Source organism: Actinomycetospora chibensis (assembly GCF_028737215.1).
GTDB classification, from domain to species: Bacteria; Actinomycetota; Actinomycetes; order Mycobacteriales; family Pseudonocardiaceae; genus Actinomycetospora; species Actinomycetospora chibensis.
Window position 1 is genome coordinate 217,920 of sequence record NZ_JAQZAM010000002.1, and the last position, 17,322, is coordinate 235,241.

At 74.2% G+C, this 17,322-nt stretch carries 16 protein-coding genes and 1 tRNA gene; 12 read left to right on the forward strand and 5 right to left on the reverse strand.

Annotated elements, in window-relative coordinates; genetic code table 11:
• The first annotated feature begins 17 nt into the window (after positions 1-17).
• Positions 18-374, forward strand: coding sequence for a DUF397 domain-containing protein (locus PH189_RS03500; protein WP_274187361.1), 357 nt, complete (start codon positions 18-20; stop codon positions 372-374).
• On the opposite strand, the gene PH189_RS03505 is transcribed toward PH189_RS03500, so the two are convergent.
• Positions 371-1,816 (reverse strand): serine/threonine-protein kinase, encoded by a 1,446-nt coding sequence (locus PH189_RS03505; protein ID WP_274187362.1) that lies wholly within the window; start codon positions 1,814-1,816, stop codon positions 371-373. The genes PH189_RS03500 and PH189_RS03505 overlap by 4 nt on opposite strands.
• Positions 1,817-2,069: 253 nt before the next feature.
• On the opposite strand from PH189_RS03505, the gene PH189_RS03510 reads away from it, so the two are divergent.
• Complete coding sequence (locus PH189_RS03510; RefSeq protein WP_274187363.1) at positions 2,070-2,612, forward strand: antitoxin; 543 nt, start codon at positions 2,070-2,072, stop codon at positions 2,610-2,612.
• Positions 2,613-2,639: 27 nt separating this feature from the next.
• Positions 2,640-3,449: a thioesterase family protein gene (locus PH189_RS03515; RefSeq protein ID WP_274187364.1), complete on the forward strand. Its 810-nt coding sequence runs from the start codon at positions 2,640-2,642 to the stop codon at positions 3,447-3,449.
• A gap of 14 nt (positions 3,450-3,463) precedes the next feature.
• On the opposite strand, the gene serS is transcribed toward PH189_RS03515, so the two are convergent.
• Positions 3,464-4,759 (reverse strand): serine--tRNA ligase, encoded by a 1,296-nt coding sequence (gene serS, locus PH189_RS03520; RefSeq protein WP_274187365.1) that lies wholly within the window; start codon positions 4,757-4,759, stop codon positions 3,464-3,466.
• A gap of 199 nt (positions 4,760-4,958) precedes the next feature.
• Positions 4,959-5,041 (reverse strand) — tRNA-Leu (locus PH189_RS03525).
• A gap of 174 nt (positions 5,042-5,215) precedes the next feature.
• Here PH189_RS03525 and PH189_RS03530 point away from each other — a divergent pair.
• The 7 genes from PH189_RS03530 to pknB all read left to right on the forward strand — a co-directional run bounded on the left by PH189_RS03530 (position 5,216) and on the right by pknB (position 14,921).
• Complete coding sequence (locus PH189_RS03530; protein ID WP_274187366.1) at positions 5,216-6,514, forward strand: DUF3662 and FHA domain-containing protein; 1,299 nt, start codon at positions 5,216-5,218, stop codon at positions 6,512-6,514.
• 19 nt (positions 6,515-6,533) lie between these two features.
• A complete protein-coding gene (locus tag PH189_RS03535; RefSeq protein ID WP_274187367.1) occupies positions 6,534-7,013 on the forward strand; it encodes an FHA domain-containing protein FhaB/FipA in 480 nt (159 codons plus the stop codon).
• Between the two features lie 88 nt (positions 7,014-7,101).
• Positions 7,102-8,472: a PP2C family protein-serine/threonine phosphatase gene (locus PH189_RS03540; protein WP_274187368.1), complete on the forward strand. Its 1,371-nt coding sequence runs from the start codon at positions 7,102-7,104 to the stop codon at positions 8,470-8,472.
• Between the two features lie 83 nt (positions 8,473-8,555).
• Positions 8,556-10,082, forward strand: coding sequence for an FtsW/RodA/SpoVE family cell cycle protein (locus tag PH189_RS03545; protein WP_274187585.1), 1,527 nt, complete (start codon positions 8,556-8,558; stop codon positions 10,080-10,082).
• Positions 10,079-11,560, forward strand: coding sequence for a peptidoglycan D,D-transpeptidase FtsI family protein (locus PH189_RS03550; RefSeq protein WP_274187369.1), 1,482 nt, complete (start codon positions 10,079-10,081; stop codon positions 11,558-11,560). The genes PH189_RS03545 and PH189_RS03550 overlap by 4 nt, the downstream gene beginning before the upstream one ends.
• A complete protein-coding gene (locus PH189_RS03555; RefSeq protein WP_274187370.1) occupies positions 11,560-12,972 on the forward strand; it encodes a serine/threonine-protein kinase in 1,413 nt (470 codons plus the stop codon). The genes PH189_RS03550 and PH189_RS03555 overlap by 1 nt, the downstream gene beginning before the upstream one ends.
• Positions 12,973-12,974: 2 nt before the next feature.
• The gene (gene pknB / locus PH189_RS03560; protein WP_274187371.1) at positions 12,975-14,921 is read left to right on the forward strand and encodes a Stk1 family PASTA domain-containing Ser/Thr kinase; all 1,947 of its coding nucleotides are present in this window, start codon (positions 12,975-12,977) and stop codon (positions 14,919-14,921) included.
• Positions 14,922-14,930: 9 nt separating this feature from the next.
• On the opposite strand, the gene PH189_RS03565 is transcribed toward pknB, so the two are convergent.
• Positions 14,931-15,581: an aminodeoxychorismate/anthranilate synthase component II gene (locus tag PH189_RS03565; protein ID WP_274187372.1), complete on the reverse strand. Its 651-nt coding sequence runs from the start codon at positions 15,579-15,581 to the stop codon at positions 14,931-14,933.
• 78 nt (positions 15,582-15,659) lie between these two features.
• Between PH189_RS03565 and crgA the strand changes: the two genes are divergently transcribed.
• Entirely contained in the window at positions 15,660-15,914 is a 255-nt protein-coding gene (gene crgA, locus PH189_RS03570; RefSeq protein ID WP_116708157.1) for a cell division protein CrgA, read from the forward strand.
• Positions 15,915-15,966: 52 nt separating this feature from the next.
• Entirely contained in the window at positions 15,967-16,515 is a 549-nt protein-coding gene (locus tag PH189_RS03575) for a PH domain-containing protein (protein WP_274187373.1), read from the forward strand.
• On the opposite strand, the gene PH189_RS03580 is transcribed toward PH189_RS03575, so the two are convergent.
• On the reverse strand, positions 16,429-17,136 hold the full coding sequence (locus PH189_RS03580) for a rhomboid family intramembrane serine protease (RefSeq protein ID WP_274187374.1): 708 nt from the start codon (positions 17,134-17,136) through the stop codon (positions 16,429-16,431). The two genes, PH189_RS03575 and PH189_RS03580, sit on opposite strands and share 87 nt — an antisense overlap.
• Positions 17,137-17,322 lie beyond the last annotated feature (186 nt).

Genomic DNA, 17,322 nt, shown 5'->3' on the forward strand with positions numbered 1-17,322 from the left:
CCGGTGCAAGGAGACACATGGCCACGACGCACGGATGGCGGACCTCCAGCTTCAGCTCCAACGGCGCGAGCTGCGTCGAGGTCCTCGAGGCCGACGGCGCCACCTACCTGCGCGACACCAAGTCCCACGGCGAGGGTGCCGTGCTGCACCTCGACGGGCCGGCGTGGGCGGCGTTCCTGCGCGAGGTCGCGCACGACGCCCCGTCCGCCAACGGGGCGGTGGAGGTCACGGCCGACGAGGACGGCGGCCGCCTCGTGCGCGAGACCTCCTCGGACGCCGTGCTGCTCTTCCGCCACGACGAGTGGACGGCCTTCCGGCGCGGGGTGCTCGCCGGCGAGTTCGGCGCGACGCCGACGGACCGACCCGGCCCCTAGGGCGCCGGGAGCACCGGCTGCTCGTCGGTGCCGCCGGAGTCGGTGCCGGTGCCGGTGTCGGTGCCGCCGGTGCCGGGCTCCGGGATCGGGTTGGCCGGGACGCTGCGCGTCGTGGTCGTCGTGCGCTGCGTCGTGGGGACGACGGGCGGGGGCGCCACGGTCGTGGTCGGCGCCACGGTGGTGGTCCGCCGCGACCGCGTGGTCGTTTCCTCCTGCGTGGTGGTCGTGCTGCTCGACGTGAAGGCCGGGGGCGCCGCCGGGATCACGGGCGGCGCCGCCTCCTCACGGTTCGAGAGCAGGAAGTAGCCGCCCACGCCGCCGGCGAGCAGCAGCGCGAGCAGGGCGACGACCGCGGCGCGGCGACCGCGCCTCGGCGCCGGCTGCTCCGGGGCCGGCGCACCACCGACCAGAGCCGTCGGGTCGGCGGCTCCGTAGCCCGCCGTGCCGTAGGTGGCCGCCGGGGCGTAGCCCCCGGGCGGCGTCCCCATCCGGCGCGTCGCGCCGCCCGTGGCCGGGCCGGCCATCGGGGCGTAGGCGGTGGGGCCGGTGCCGGTGCCCATCGCCGTCGTGCGCATGGCGCCGCTGCCGGTGACGGGCGCCGGGGCGAGCACGGTCTCGGCGTCCATCCCGCTCTCGCGGGCCAGCGCGCGGAGCTCGCCGACGACCTGCTCGGTGGTCGGGCGCTCCATCGGCTCGTCGCGCGTCATCGCGGCCAGCAGACCGCCCAGCGGTCCGGGCAGCTCGGGCGGGATCTCCGGCGCGCGGTGCAGCCGGGCGACGGCCGCCTCGAGGGCGTTGCCCGGGTACTCGCGCCGGGCGGTGATGCACTCGAGCAGCACGAGGCCCAGTGCGTAGACGTCGGATGCCGGACCGACCTGCTGGCCGCGCACCTGCTCCGGCGACAGGTAGGACGCCGTGCCGATGACCATGCCGGTGGCGGTGATGTTCGTGGCGTCGGCGAGCACGGCGATGCCGAAGTCCGACAGGTGCGGGCGCCCGTCCGTGTCGAGCAGCACGTTGCCGGGCTTGATGTCGCGGTGGACGACACCGTGACGGTGCACGTAGGTGAGCGCGTCGCCGAGCGCCGAGCCGAGCGCGACCACGTCGCCGAGCGCCAGCGGTCCGGTGCGGATGCGGTCGGCGAGGGACTCGCCCTCGATGAGCTGCATCACGAAGTAGGCGCGGTCGCGCTCCTGGCCGACGTCGTAGATCGTCACCAGGCCCGGGTGGTTCATCCCGGCCAGCGTCTGGACCTCGCGCTGCCGGCGGGACTCGTCGGCCTCGCCGACACCGGCCGGGAAGAGCTTGACCGCGACGTCGCGCCCGAGCAGCTCGTCCCGCGCCCGGTAGACCTCCGCCGCGCCGCCACGTCCGATGAGGTCGCCGAGGGTGTAGCGCCCGCCGCCCACGGTGGGTGGCGGGCCCGCCTCCGTCGAACTCACGCCCGCGCGCCTCCTCGATCCACGTGCTGCCGACCCTGTGCGTCGGCGTCGTCCCGTTCGGACACAGGTGTCCGTCGGACCGCTGTCGAGTGCCCATCGTGCCTGGCCGCCCGGCGCGTCCGACGGCCACCCTGCCGCACGGGGTGCCTCCGGAACCAGCAGGGCCGGGCCGGGACCGGCTCCCGATCGGGTGTGGCACGGGTCGTGCCCCGGGTACCGTGCCAGCTCGAACCCCCGTCGGCCTGGAGGACCCATGAGCCGTGACGACTACGTGCAGCAGGGCAAGCAGTTCGCCAACGACCTGCGCGACACCGCGAGCAAGAAGGTCGCCGACAACGAGGACAGCATCCTCGGCGCCGTCGGCAAGGCGGCCCGTTGGGTCGACCAGAAGACCGGTGGCAAGTACGCCGACCGGATCGGCAAGGCGGAGGCCAAGGTCGGCGAGAGCGTCGGCCGGGTCGCCAAGCAGGGCACCGGTGAGCCGAAGGCCCCCGGCGCGGCGGCCGGCGACGGCACCGAGCCCGTGACGCCGCCGTCCGGCACCCGCCCGGCCGGCAGCCAGCCCCCCGGTACGCAGCCCCCCGGCAGCACCACGCCCACCGGGACCCCGGACGCGACCCCGCCGCACGCGGAGGGGGCGCCGGCCGGCCCCGGGGCCGCGACGACGGGTCCCGGCCCGACCGAGCCCCCGACCGGGCCCGTCGGCCCGCCCACCCGGGGCGCCACCGAGCCGACGCGCCCCACGCACCCGCCGCGCGACGACGCCGCCGACTGGCCGCGCCCGCCGCAGTCGTGAGGCCTCCCCGGAGCACCGGCGCCGCGCATGGCTGAGTTCGACAAGGCGACGCGCCCCGAGCCGACCGAGCGGCCCGGTCACTACACGATCCTGCTCGACGAGCAGTGGAGCATCGGGCCCAAGCTGCACGGCGGCTACCTGCTGGCCGTGCTGGCGCGGGCGGCCCGGGCGGCGATCGCCGACGAGCGACCGGACCACACCTGCCCGCAGGCGGTGACCGGCACGTTCCTGCGGGCCCCCGAGCCGGGGCCGGCGACCATGGAGGTCACCGTCCTGCGGCTCGGGCGCGGGGCGTCGCAGCTCCGCGTCCGCCTCGACCAGGACGGACCCGCCGTCGAGGCGGCCTGCGTGCTCGGCCCACCCGCCGCGCTGTCGCCGGACGACCACGAGCCCGGGCCACCCGAGCTCACGCCCGTCGACGACTGCCCGCGCAGCCCGACGGCCACGGACGACGGGCGCGGCTCGCTGCCGATCATGGGTGTCCTCGACACCCGGCTCGACCCGCGGACCACCGGGTTCCTGCGGGGACGTCCCTCCGGGGAGGGCCGCGTCGCGGGCTGGGTGTCGCTCGACTGCGGCGAGCCGTGGACCCCGGAGGGCCTGCTGGTGGCGCTGGACATCCTGCCGCCGGCCACGTTCGACATGGGGCTCGCGGGGTGGTCGCCGACGATGTCGCTCTCGGCGCACGTCGTCGCGGCGCCCGTGCCCGGCCCCCTGCGGGTGGTGCAGTGGGTCGAGCGTGCCGGCACGGACCGCATGCACGAGACATGCCGCGTGTGGGACCCGGCGGGGCGCCTCGTCGGCCACGCGCACCAGCTCGCGGCCATCCGCAGGTAGGCGGCTCCTCCCGCCTACTCCGTGGTGCCGTCGGGCAGCAGCCGGCGGAACCCGGTGTACGGCACGAGCACCTCTGGCAGCGTCACCGAGCCGTCCTCGGCCTGGCACTGCTCGAGCACCGCGGCCATGGTCCGCCCGATCGGCAGGCCGGAGCCGTTGAGCGTCGCCACCTGCCCCCGCGTGCCCTGCGCGTCCTTCGACCGGATACCGGAGCGGCGGGCCTGGAACGTGCCGCAGTCGGAGCACGACGAGATCTCGCGGTAGGTGCCCTGGCTCGGCAGCCACACCTCGATGTCGTAGGTCAGACGGGCGTTGAACCCCATGTCGCCCGCGGCGAGCCGCACGACCCGGTAGGCGAGCCCGAGCTCCTGCAGGCACGCCTCGGCGTGGCCGAGCATCGTCTCGAGCTCGGCGTCCGACTCCTCGGCGGCGCAGACCCGCACCAGCTCCACCTTGGAGAACTGGTGCAGCCGCAGGATGCCGCGGGTGTCGCGGCCGTAGGAGCCGGCCTCGGAGCGGAAGCACGGCGTCCACGACGTGTAGGCCCGCGGCAGCGACTCGGTGGGGAGGATCTCGTCGGCGTGCAGCGCCGTGAGCGGGACCTCGGCGGTGGGGATGAGCCAGAGGTCACGCTCGTCGGTGCCGGTGCGGAAGAGGTCGTCCGCGAACTTGGGCAGCTGGCCGGTGCCGGTCATCGTCGTCCCGGTGACGAGGTAGGGGACGGAGAACTCGGTGTAGCCGTGCCGGCCGGTGTGCAGGGTGAGGAAGAACGTCGCCAGCGCCCGCTCGAGCACCGCCCCCGGGCCGCGCGCGACGCTGAACCGGGCGCCCGAGAGCTTGGCCGCGCGACCGAAGTCCAGGATGCCCATCGCCTCGCCGAGCTCGACGTGGTCGCGCGGGGCGTCGAGCGCGGGGAGGTCGCCGACGCGCCGGACCTCGACGGCATCGGCCTCCGAGGCGCCGTCGGGGGCGTCGTCGGACGGCAGGTTGGGGATCGTGAGCAGCAGGTCGCGCAGCGCGGCCTCCGCGGCCTCGACCTCCTCCTCGGCCTCGCGGATGCGCTCCTTGAGCTCGCGGGCGCGCTCCTTGAGCCGATCCACGTCGGCCGACGGCGACCCGCTCTTCGCGGCCTTCCCGACCTCGGCGGCGGCGCGCTTCGATTCGGCGCGCAGCTCGTCGACCGCGCCGATGGCCCGCGCCCGTCGCGACGACAGCGCCTCGAGGCCGGACAGGTCGAGCGCGTAGCCGCGCCGACCCAGACGGCGGACCGCCTCGTCACCGAGCTCGAGCAGGAGCCGTGCGTCGTGCATCCGGGGGCGTCCTCTCCGGGGGTGGGTGGAACCGCAGGGTTCCAGGGTCCCGCACGCGGGCGTCGGCGTGACGCTCAGGGCCGCCCGGCGCACCGGGCGCACAGGACGGCGCCCCGGAGGGAGGTGGTCCGGCCCCCGCGGCGGACGACACGCGGGGACGACGAGCGTGCCGGGGGCACGCGGGGTGGCACCGGAGGGGTGGGCGAGGGGGGAGTTGAACCCCCACATCCTTTCGGATACACGGACCTGAACCGTGCGCGTCTGCCATTCCGCCACTCGCCCGGAGTGATCTGATTCGAACGCTAGCACGGGGCTTTCGGGCCTTCCCGAAGGAGGTCCACGCCCTCGCGACGGCGACCGATACCATCGGAACTGCCCGGCCGGTGTGGCGACACTCCGGACCGGGCAGCAGTCATGCGAGGCGACCGGGCGAGTGTCGGACGAGGAGGGATCGCGGTGGGGCGCGCACAGCGCTTCGAGCGGAAGCTCGAAGGTCTGGTGGGTGACGCCTTCGCACGCGTGTTCGGCGGCAAGGTCGTCCCGCAGGAGATCGCACAGGGTCTTCGCCGTGAGGCGGAGGACGGCGTGCGAGAGTTGGCAGGTGGGCGCCGCTTGGCGCCCAATCAGTACACGGTGGTGCTCAGTCCCGCGGACCACGAACGCCTGGCCGGCGACGAGGAGACCATCACCCACTCGCTCATCGAGGTCGTGGAGGAGCACCTCACGGAGGGCGGGTGGGAGACTTACGGTGAGGTCGTAGTCTCTCTGGAGCGTTCCGACGCGCTGCACACGGGACAGTTCCGCACCAGGTCGTCCGTTGACCCCGACGCGTCGCGGCGACGGGCCGCGAGCCCCCGATCCGCAGGAGAACAGCCCATGAGTCAGGCACCCGGCCGCTACCCGGACGACCAGCAGGGTCGTGACGGCAACTACGGCCAGCCCGGATACGACCAGTACGGCCAGCCTCAGCAGGGCTACCCCCAGCAGGGCGGCTACCCGCAGCAGGGCGGCTACGACCAGTACGGCCAGCCGCAGGGCTACCCCCAGCAGGGCGGCTACCCCCAGCAGGGCGGCTACGACCCGTACGCGCAGCAGGGTGGTGGCTACCCGCAGCAGGGCTACGGCCAGCCCGGCTACGACCAGTACGGCCAGCCCCAGCAGGGCTACGGCCAGCCCGGGTACGACCAGTACGGCCAGCCCCAGCAGGGCTACGGCCAGCAGGGCTACGACCAGTACGGGCAGCAGGGCTACGGCCAGCCCCAGGGGTACGACCAGTACGGCCAGCCCCAGCAGGGCTACGGCCAGCCCCAGGGCTACGACCAGTACGGCCAGCCCCAGGGCTACCCGCAGCAGGGGGGCTACGGCGGCCAGTACGGCCAGGGCGGCTACGACCCGTACGCCCAGCAGGGCGGCTACGACCAGTACGGCCAGCAGGGTGGCGGCTACGGCGGCGTGCAGACCCGTCAGCTCACCGCGTCGCTGACCCTGGACGACGGCTCGAACCGCTCGTACCAGCTCGTCAACGGCTCGAACGTCATCGGCCGCGGTCAGGACGCCCAGTTCCGCCTCGCCGACACCGGTGTCTCCCGTCGTCACCTCGAGATCAACTGGGACGGCCAGCAGGCCACCCTGTCGGACCTCGGGTCGACGAACGGCACCACCGTCAACGGGACGCCCGTGCAGACGTGGCAGCTCGCCGACGGCGACACCATCCGCGTCGGCCACTCGGCTCTGCTGTTCCGCGCGCAGGGCTGAGGTCCGAAGGCCCGACGGCGTGCCCGAACTCGTCCTCCAGATCACGAGGGCCGGATTCCTGGCCCTCCTGTGGCTGTTCGTCCTCGCCGCGTTGCGGGTCGTGCGCAGCGACCTCTACGCGGCCTCGGGTCTGCGGGCCGCGGCGCCCGGCGGCCGACGGCCCCCGCGAGGGGGCACGTCCAAGCCGGCCCGCGGCGGCGGTCGCTCGGGCCCCAAGGCCCTGATCGTCACCGCCGGTGCCCTCGCGGGCACCCGTATCGCCCTGGACGGCCGCCCGATCATGATCGGTCGGGCGGACGACTCCACGCTCGTGCTCGACGACGACTACGCGTCGACCCGGCACGCGCGCATCTCCCAGTCCGGCGACGACTGGTACGTCGAGGATCTCGGGTCCACCAACGGCACCTACCTCGACCGCAACAAGGTCTCCGGACCGACCCGTGTGCCGCTCGGCACCCCGATCCGGATCGGCAAGACGGTCATCGAGCTCCGGTCATGACCGCGGCGGCGCCCGACTCCGCCGCGGAGACACCCGTCATCCGGACCCGGGTGTCGTTCCCCCATCCCCTCCCGTGCAGGATCGTCCCGTGACCCTGGTGCTGCGCTACTCCGCTCGCAGTGACCGGGGCCTGGTACGGCAGAACAACCAGGACTCGGTCTACGCGGGCCCGCGCCTGCTCGCCCTCGCCGACGGCATGGGCGGGCACGCGGCCGGCGAGGTGGCCTCGAAGCTGGTCATCGCCGCCCTCGTGCCGCTCGACGACGACGAGCCCGGTGACGACCTCCTGGGCGAGCTCGCCGAGGCCACCGCCCAGGGCAACGACGCGATCACCGAGCTCGTCAGCGAGGAGCCCGACCTCGACGGCATGGGCACGACGCTCACCGCGGTGCTGTTCGCCGGCAGTCGGCTGGGCATGGTGCACGTCGGCGACAGTCGCGCCTATCTCTTCCGTGACGGCGTCCTCACGCAGATCACGCGGGACGACACGTTCGTGCAGTCCCTGATCGACGAGGGCCGGATCACAGAGGACGAGGCCGCGAGCCATCCCCAGCGCTCGCTGCTGCTGCGCGCTCTCACCGGCCACGACGTCGAACCCGCCCTCACGGTGCGGGAGGCGCGGTCAGGTGACCGGTACCTCCTGTGCTCCGACGGGCTCTCCGGCGTCGTGAGCGCCGAAACCCTCGCCGAGGCCCTGACGATCGCCGACCCGCAGGACTGTTCGGACCGGCTCATCGAGCTCGCCCTCAAGGGCGGCGGCCCGGACAACGTCACCTGCATCGTCGCCGACGTCGTCGACGTCGACTACGGCGAGCACGACCCCATCTACGGCGGCGCCGCCGGCGACGGCCGCCCCGACCGCCCGCCGGGCGACTCCGCGGCCGCGCGCGCCTCCGCCGCGACGCTGACCCGCAGCGAGCCCGAGTCGCGTCCCGCGCCCGCGGTCTCCGAGACCCCGCGCCGGGGTGGCGCGAAGCGCGGACGCCTGCGCCTGGCCCTCGCCGCACTGGCCGTCGTCGCCCTCGCCCTCATCGCCGTGATCGCGGCGAAGATCTACGTCGACAACCAGTACTACGTGGCCAGCAGCGGCGACCAGGTCGCGATCTACCAGGGCGTGCCCGGCACCTTCCTCGGCGTCACGCTGCAGGAGGTCGTCGAGAACCCCGGCCTGCGCATCGCCGACCTCACGCCGGTCGCGCGCCAGCAGCTCTCCGGCGACGGCATCCGCGTCGCGGACCTGGACGGCGCCCGCGCCACCGTCGCCCGGCTCGGTGCCGAGCAGATGCTCCCGCCGTGCCAGCCGGCCGTGCTGCCCGGCACCGTGCCGCCGGCCGGTGCGCCGCAGCCCGGGGTCTCCGCGCCCACCGCCGCCCCCGGCGTGGCCGGTCCGGCCCCGGTGGCCTCGCCCACCACGACCGAGCCGCAGGTCCCGGGGCGGGACTGCCGCCAGGTGCCGTAGTGACGCGCCCGACCGCTCCCGGCGGCGCCGGCCCCGGTCCTGCCGGGGCCCCCGGGATCGAGCGTCCGGCCGACCGCACGGCCATGCGGCCCGCGGTCGCGGCCGCCGTGTCCACGCGTCGCGGGGTCGAGCTGGCGCTGCTCGGCTTCGCCGCGGTCATCACCACCGGCGCCCTGGTGCTCGTCGAGGCGAACCAGGAGCAGGAGCTCACCTGGACGCTGCTGTACCTCGGCGCCGCCTACATGGCCATCCTCGCGGCGGCGCACGTCGCGGTCCGCAAGTTCGCGCCCTACGCCGACCCGCTCGTCCTGCCCCTCGCCGCGCTGCTCAACGGCCTGGGCCTGGTCATGATCCATCGGGTCGACCTCGCCCGGATCGCCCGCGCGGCCAGCCTCGGCAACGACGAGCCCACCCAGGAGGCGCTGCGCCAGGTCGGCTGGACCGCGATCGGCATCGTGTTCTTCGTCGGGATGCTCGTCCTCGTGCCCGACCACCGCACCCTCGCCCGCTACGGCTACACCGCCGGATTCGTCGGCCTGGTGCTGCTCGCCCTGCCCGCGGTGCTGCCGGCCTCGCTCTCGGAGGTCAACGGCGCCCGCATCTGGATCCGCCTCGGGCCGGCCAGCATCCAGCCCGGCGAGTTCGCGAAGATCCTGTTCGTCGTCTTCTTCGCGTCGTTCCTCGTGGTGAAGCGCGACCTGTTCACCAGCGCGGGCAAGCGGTTCCTCGGCATGACGTTCCCGCGCCCCCGCGACCTCGGGCCCCTGCTCGTGGCATGGGGCGTCGCGATGGCGGTGCTGGTCTTCGAGTCCGACCTCGGCACGTCCCTGATGTTCTTCGGGATCGTGCTGGTGATGCTCTACGTCGCCACCGAGCGCATCTCGTGGGTGATCATCGGTCTGGTCATCTTCGGTGCCGGCGCGTTCGCGGCGTGGACGTTCGTGTCCCGCGTCCAGACCCGCGTCTCGGTGTGGCTCGACCCCTTCGCCGACTTCAACGGTCGTGGCTTCCAGGTCAGCCAGGGCCTGTTCGGTCTGGCGACGGGCGGGGTCGGCGGCACCGGTCTCGGCGCCGGTCGCCCGGAGCTCGTGCCCTTCGCCAGCACCGACTTCATCTTCACCTCCCTGGGTGAGGAGATCGGCCTCGTCGGGATCGCGGCGCTGCTGCTCATCTACTGCCTGCTCGCCACCCGGGCGATGCGCAGTGCGCTGGCCGTGCGCGACACCTTCGGCAAGCTGCTCGCCGCGGGCCTCGGGTTCGCGATCGCGTGGCAGGTGTTCGTCGTCGTCGGCGGCGTCATCAACCTCATCCCGAACACCGGCATCACGGCGCCGTTCGTGTCCTACGGCGGGTCGTCGCTCGTGGCCAACTACGCGCTGGTCGCGCTGGTGCTGCGCGTGTCGAACGCGGCCCGCCAGCCCGCGAGCGAGAAGCGGCCCAGCCCGGCGGCCGGGCCGTCGGCGCCGCTCGCGCCCCTGGCCGAGGCCAGCACCGAGATGGTGCAACGCGACCAGGTGCGCACCCCACCGTCCGGCGTGCACCACCAGGAGCCGGCCGGACCGGCGGCCCCCACGGGCCGCGCCCCGCGAGGAAGGACCCGAGGAGAGTGAACACCCCGCTGCGACGGGTCTCCCTCGCGGTCATGGTGCTGGTCCTGCTGCTGCTGGGCCAGGCCACCTGGATCCAGGTCGTCAAGGCCGACGAGTACCGCGCCGACCCCCGGAACGCCCGCGTCCTGCTGGACGAGTACGCCCGCCAGCGCGGCCAGATCTCGGCCGGCGGCGAGGTGCTCGCCCAGAGCGTCGAGAGCCCCGACCCGGGCGACCGCCTGCGCTTCCTGCGCCAGTACACCGACGGGCCGCTCTACGCGCCCGTCACCGGTTACTACTCGCAGATCTACGGCGCGGGCGGCATGGAGCGCGCGATGGACCCGGTGCTCAACGGCACCGACGACCGCCTGTTCGTGCGCCGCATCTCCGACGCCGTCACCGGTCGCGACCCGGCGGGCGGCAACGTCGTGCTGAGCATCGACCCGCGGATCCAGCGGGCGGCCTACGAGGCCATGACCTCGCGGAACTACCAGGGCTCGGTGGTCGCGATCCGCCCGCAGACCGGCGAGATCCTCGCGATGGTCTCCACGCCGTCGTACGACCCGAACCCGCTGGCGAGCCACTCGGGCACCACGCAGCAGAACGCGTGGAACGAACTCACCGAGGACGACCCGCCGACGCTGTCGAACCGCGCGATCAACGAGACCTACCCGCCCGGCTCGACCTTCAAGATCGTCAACACGGCGGCCGCGCTCGAGGCCGGGATGATCACGCCGCAGACCCCGGTCACCGCGGCCCCGCGCATCACGCTGCCCGACTCGACGACGCAGCTCGAGAACTACGACGGCAAGCCGTGCGGGCCCGGCGGGACCGTCCCGTTCGCCACCGCGTTCGCGAAGTCCTGCAACGGGCCGTTCGCGCAGCTCGCCGTGCAGGTCGGCGCCGACCGGCTGCGGGGTATGGCCACCTCGCTGGGCTTCAACAACCCGGCGCTCACGGTCCCGATGCCGGTGCAGCCCTCGCAGGTCGGCGACCTCGACGACGGCGCGTCGGTGGCCCAGTCCGGCATCGGCCAGCGCGACGTCCGCCTCACGCCGCTGCAGAACGCGCAGATCGCGGCGACGGTGGCCAACGGGGGCGTCCCGATGACCCCGAACACCGTGTCCCAGATCCAGGGCCAGGACCTCTCGACGGTCGACACCACCGAGCCCGACCGCCTGGCCCGGGCGTTCTCGCAGTCCACCGCGGACACCCTGACCCAGCTCATGATCGGGTCGGAGAACAACGGCTCCGGAGAGGGCAAGATCCCCGGCGTCCAGATCGCCTCCAAGACCGGTACCGCCGAGTGGGGCGCCGACCCGAAGACCAACCCCCCGCACACCTGGTACGACGCCTTCGGCCCGGTGCCGAACCCGCAGATCGCGGTGTCGGTCATCGTCGAGCGCGGCGGCAACCGCGGCGAGGAGGCCACCGGCGGCTCGGTGGCCGCTCCGATCGGCCGCGCGGTCATCGCCGCCGCCCTGGGGGGTGACGGCTGATGGCGCCGACGACGGGGTCGCTGATCGGCGACCGCTACCGGCTCGGGCGGCGCATCGCCGTCGGCGGCATGGGCGAGGTCTGGGAGGCCGAGGACTCCCGCCTGGGCCGCACGGTCGCCGTCAAGATCCTCAAGGCCGAGCTCACCGGCGACCCCGAGTTCCTGCACCGCTTCCGCACCGAGGCGCGCACGGCCGGCTCGCTGAACAACTCGGGCATCACCGCGGTGCACGACTACGGCGAGACCACCACCGAGTGGTCGACGGCCAACGGCACCGTGCAGGTGCCGACGGCCTACCTCGTCATGGAGCTGGTCCGCGGCGAGCCGCTCGCCCAGATCCTCGCCGTCCACGGGCGCCTCGGCGTCGACTACACGCTCGACATCCTCGAGCAGAGCGGATGGGCGCTCGAGGCCGCGCACGAGCGCGGGCTCGTCCACCGCGACGTCAAGCCGGGCAACATCCTCGTGACCCCCGCGGGCCAGGTGAAGATCACCGACTTCGGCATCGCCAAGGCCGTCGACGCGGCCCCGGTGACACGCTCGGGCATGGTCATGGGCACCGCGCACTACATCGCCCCCGAGCAGGCCGGCGGCGGCGACGCGGGCCCGGCCTCGGACGTCTACTCCCTCGGCGTGGTCGGCTACGAGTGCCTCGCGGGGCGCCGTCCGTACCTGTCGGAGAACGCGGTGACGGTCGCGATGATGCACATCCGCGACCCGCTGCCCCCGCTGCCGGGCGACGTCCCGCCCGTGGTCCGCCAGCTCATCGAGGCGACCCTGGCCAAGGACCCGCGTCAGCGCTACGCCACGGGCGGCGAGTTCGCCCAGGCCGTCGCCGCCGTCCGGCGCGGTGAGCCGCTCCCCCTGCCCGGTGCCGGCTCCGCGCCGACCGAGCGGGTCAACCCGCAGACCCGGGTGGCGCCCGCGATGTCGCGCGAGCCGTCGCCGCCGCGAGGCCAGGACCGTCCCGACCGCTGGGCGTCCCGGCCCGAGGAGCCCCGTCGCCGCGGACCGTGGGGTGCGGTGGCCGCGCTCGCGGTCGTCGCCCTGCTGCTGGTCGCCGGGGTCTTCTGGGTGATCAACTCGGCGGAGACCTCGGCCCCGCCGCCCCCCACCGAGACCACGGCGGCGTCCTCGACGACGACGCCCCGACCCACGACGACCACCCGGACGTCGCGGACCACGACGAGCTCGTCGGCCGCGAACGGCGTGTCGGTCAACCCCGTCGACTACGTCGGGCGACCGGCGTCGGTGGCGGCGGCCGCCCTGCAGGACTCCGGACTGGAGGCGGAGGTCGGCACCGTGCTCGGCGGCGAGCCGAGCGACCCGTCCCGGTGCCGGGTGCTCTACCTGTCGCCGACGGGTGACGTTCCGCGCGGTGAGACCGTGTCCGTCACCTGTCAGGAGTTCTGAGGATGACCACCCCGCGGCTGCTGTCCGAGCGCTACGAGCTCGGACCGGCGCTCGGCTACGGCGGGATGTCCGAGGTGCACGGGGGGCGGGACGTCCGTCTCGGCAGGGACGTGGCCATCAAGGTCCTGCGCGCCGACCTCGCGCGCGACCCCCAGTTCCAGATCCGGTTCCGTCGCGAGGCCCAGAACGCGGCGGCGCTGAACCACCCGGCGATCGTGGCGGTCTACGACACGGGCGAGGCGCCCACCGACGACGTCCCGCTGCCCTACATCGTCATGGAGTACGTGGCGGGGCGGACGCTTCGCGACATCGTCAAGACCGAGGGCCCCATGGAGCCCTTCCGCGTCTGCGAGGTCCTCGCCGACGTCTGCGCGGCCCTCGACTTCTCCCACCGGCACGGGATCATCCACCGCGACGTGAAGCCGGCCAACATCATGATCACGCCCGCAGGCGCGGTCAAGGTGATGGACTTCGGCATCGCGCGCGCCCTCTCCGACGCCCAGCCCGCCGTCACCCAGACCGCCGCGGTGATCGGCACGGCCCAGTACCTCTCGCCCGAGCAGGCCCGCGGGGAGTCGGTCGACGCCCGCTCCGACGTGTACGCCACCGGCTGCGTGCTCTTCGAGCTGCTCACCGGCCGGCCGCCGTTCACCGGCGACTCCCCGGTCGCGATCGCGTACCAGCACGTGCGGGAGGACCCGCCGGCCCCGTCGGAGATCAACCCGCGGGTGCCGCCGGAGCTCGACGCGATGACGCTGAAGTCGCTGGCCAAGAACCCGGCGAACCGCTACCAGAGCGCCGACGAGATGCGCGAGGACTTCTACCGCGTCCTGTCCGGCGAGCGCCCCGGTGCGCCCATGGTCATGACGGCCGAGGAGCACACCGAGTACATGACCGGGAGCCAGCCGGTCGCGCCGTACGACGGCGGCTATGGCGGTCGCGACGACGAGGTCGACGAGTTCGAGCAGTGGCAGGCCGAGCAGTCGGAGGCCCGGCGCAAGCGCGGCCGCCGACGGGCGATCGCTTTCGCCGCCGTGCTCGCGCTGCTCGCCGCGCTGGCGGGCGTGTACTTCCTGTTCTCGCCGTCGGCCAACACGATCGCGGTGCCGACCGTGGTCGGCCAGCCTCAGGCCGCGGCGCTGCAGTCGCTGTCCACGGCGGGGCTGCGACCGACCGTCGTCCCGGTCGCCTCCCCGCCCGACCAGGTCGGCCAGGTGGTCACCACCAACCCCACCGAGGGCATCGAGGTCGCGCCGGGCAGCGTCGTCGAGCTGCGCGTCGGACGTGGCCCCGACCCCGTCCAGGTCCCCGACCTGCAGGGACAGACCGCCAACGAGGCCCAGGCCACCGTCCAACGTCTCGGGCTGAGCCTCGCCCCGGTGCCTCAGCAGCGGGAGGTCGACGACGAGAACCAGGTCGGCCGCGTGCTCTCCCAGGAACCCTCGGCCGGGCAGTTCCTGACCCCGGGCACCCCGGTGCTGCTGACCATCGGCCGGCAGCGCGAGACGTTGCGCGTGCCCGACGTCGTCGGTCAGACCCGGCAGACGGCGACCACGACCCTCGAGGGCGTCGGACTCCGGGTGACCGTCTCCGAGGTGGACGACAGCCGGCCGGCGGGCACGGTCACCGACACCTCGCCGGGCGCCGGCGCCACGGTGTCGCGCAACTCGAGCGTCACGCTCGAGGTCTCCCGCGGGAACACGGTGTCCATGCCGTCGATCGTCGGGCAGACGCCGTCGGAGGCCGCGCAGACCCTGTCGCAGGCCGGCTTCAACGGCTCGATCTCGCAGACCTCGCAACAGGTCTCCGACCAGTCGCAGGTCGGCAAGATCCTGAGCCAGAACCCCACGGCGGGCAGCGAGGCCGAGGCGGGCGCCACCATCCAGGTGGTCGTCGGCTCCGGGGGCAGCGACGGCGGCTTCGGCGGCGGGCTCTTCCCCGGCAACTGAATCCCCGGGTCAGGCGGGCGGGGCGGCTGCGAGGGCCAGCGCACGCAGGCCCTCGGTGAGGTCGTGCACGACCCCGTCGTCGACGGGGTGGCCGCAGGCGTCCATCCAGGTGGCGAGCAGCCGGTGGCCGTCCTCGGTGAGCACCGACTCGGGGTGGAACTGCACGCCCTCGAGCGGGAGCTCGCGATGGCGCATGGCCATGAGCACCCCGTCCTCGGTCCAGCCCGTGGGCTCCAGCTCGGCGGGCAGCGTGTCGGGCCGGACCGTCAGCGAGTGGTAGCGCGTGGCGGTGAAGGGGGTGCGCAGGCCGGCGAGCACGCCGGCGCCCTCGTGGTGCACCAGCGACGTCTTGCCGTGCCGCAGCTCCGGGGCGCGCTCGACGACGGCGCCGTGCACCGCGCCCAGCGCCTGGTGGCCCAGGCACACCCCGAGGACGGGGCGGGCGACGGCGGCGCAGCGCCGGATGACGTCGTTGCTCGCGCCCGCGTCGTCGGGGGTGCCGGGCCCCGGACTGATCAGCACGCCGTCGACCTCGTCGACGAGGTCGACCACGCCGTCGGCGTCGTTGCGCAGCACCACCGGGTCGGCGCCGAGCTGCGCGAGGTACTGGACGAGGTTGTAGACGAAGCTGTCGTAGTTGTCGACGACCAGGACGCGCATACCCCGAGCGTACGGGCCCGGGAGGCCGGGCCGGGTGCACTAGACTGCGGTGAGCAATCCCGCCCGATCGGAGCCGACGTGCCCAAGTCCAAGGTCCGCCGCAAGCCGGCCTACACCCCGCCGCCGAAGGCCGGGCCCGCCCCCGCAGGTCCGTCGCACCCGGCGTACGTCGTGGTCATGCTCGGCGTCGGCCTGCTCGGGCTGGCGTGGCTGGTGGTCAACTACCTCGCCTCCGAGTCGATCCCCTTCATGCAGGACCTCGGGCCCTGGAACTTCCTCATCGGCTTCGGCCTCATCGTGGTCTCGCTGCTGATGACCATGAAGTGGCGCTGAACCACACCGATGTGATTCGTCCACCGCTGTGGACACACCCTGTGGACACGTCGTGAGTGAGCCGTCGCAGTGGGCGGCCCCGTGGACCGCCGTCGTCCTGGGTGCCGTGGCGGCGCTCGGGCTCGGGGCGTGGGCCGTCGCGGCGACGGACCCGCCCGGGCGCCTGCTCGTCGGGCTCGCCGCCCTCGCGGTCCTGGCCGTGACGGCCGTGGGCGCGTTCGCCCGACCCCGGTTGCGGGTCGACGACGCGGGCCTCGCGCTGCGCGGGGTCACCGGCACGCGCCGGTGGCCGTGGGAGCACATCGACGCGGTGCGCGTCGTGCGGATGCGGCGGATGGGCCTGCCGGCGGCGTACCTCGAGGTGGAGGCGCGGGACGGCGCCCCGGACGCCGTGCCGACCGACCGGCTGCTCGTGCTCGGCCGCCTCGAGCTCGGCACCGATCCGGTGGACGTCGCCGAATCGCTGCAGCGCCACCGGGCCCGCGCGGGACGCCGGGCGGCGGGCCGGCCCGATCTAGAGGGTGAGCACCCGGAGCGCGATGAGGACGACGAGCACGGCGGCGATCCCCCCGACGGCCCAGAGCCCGGCCCGCGGGTCTGAGCGTGCCGGTCCGTGCACCAGCGCGGCGGCGACGAGCAGGCCGGTGACGAGCCCGCCGAGGTGCCCGAGCACCGACAGCCCCGGGATCGTGAAGGTCAGCACGACGTTCAGCCCGATGGTCAGCAGCGCGGGCGTCGGCGAGAGCTGGAGTCGGCGCAGGACCACGACGAGCGCGCCCATCAGGCCGAACACCGCTCCGGAGGCGCCGGCGACGGGTCGGTCCGGGTCACCGAACAGCATGATCGCCGTGGACCCGCCCAGCAGCGAGACCCCGTAGAGCAGCGCGTACCGGAGCCGCCCGAGCACGAGCTCGAGGTCCCGGCCCAGCACCCACAGCGCGAACATGTTCACCGCGACGTGCAGCGGACCGATGTGCAGGAAGCCCGCGGTCAGCAGGCGCCACCACTGCCCGGCCGCGACGTCGGCGGGCACGAGCCACGTCGCCTCGACCCACGGCGACGTGTAGTTCTCCCACGCGCTGCCCGCCGAGAGGGCCGTCAGCACGAAGACGACGACGTTGACGGCGACGAGGGTGATCGTGACGACCGGCGTCGCATCCGGACGGGCGCGCCCGCCACCGACGGTGCGCGGGGCCCGCGTCGTGCGGGCGGCCTCCGCCACGCAGTCGACGCAGTGCGCGCCGACCGGGGCCGCGCGTAGGCAGTCCGGGCACGCAGGACGCCCGCACCGGGTGCAGGCCAGGGCGGTGGGCCGGTCGGGGTGCCGCACGCAGTACGGCGCCGCGTCCGGTCCCGCCGTGGGCCGGGATCCCGGGGATCCCGGGGGTCCCGGCACTGTCACGGCGTC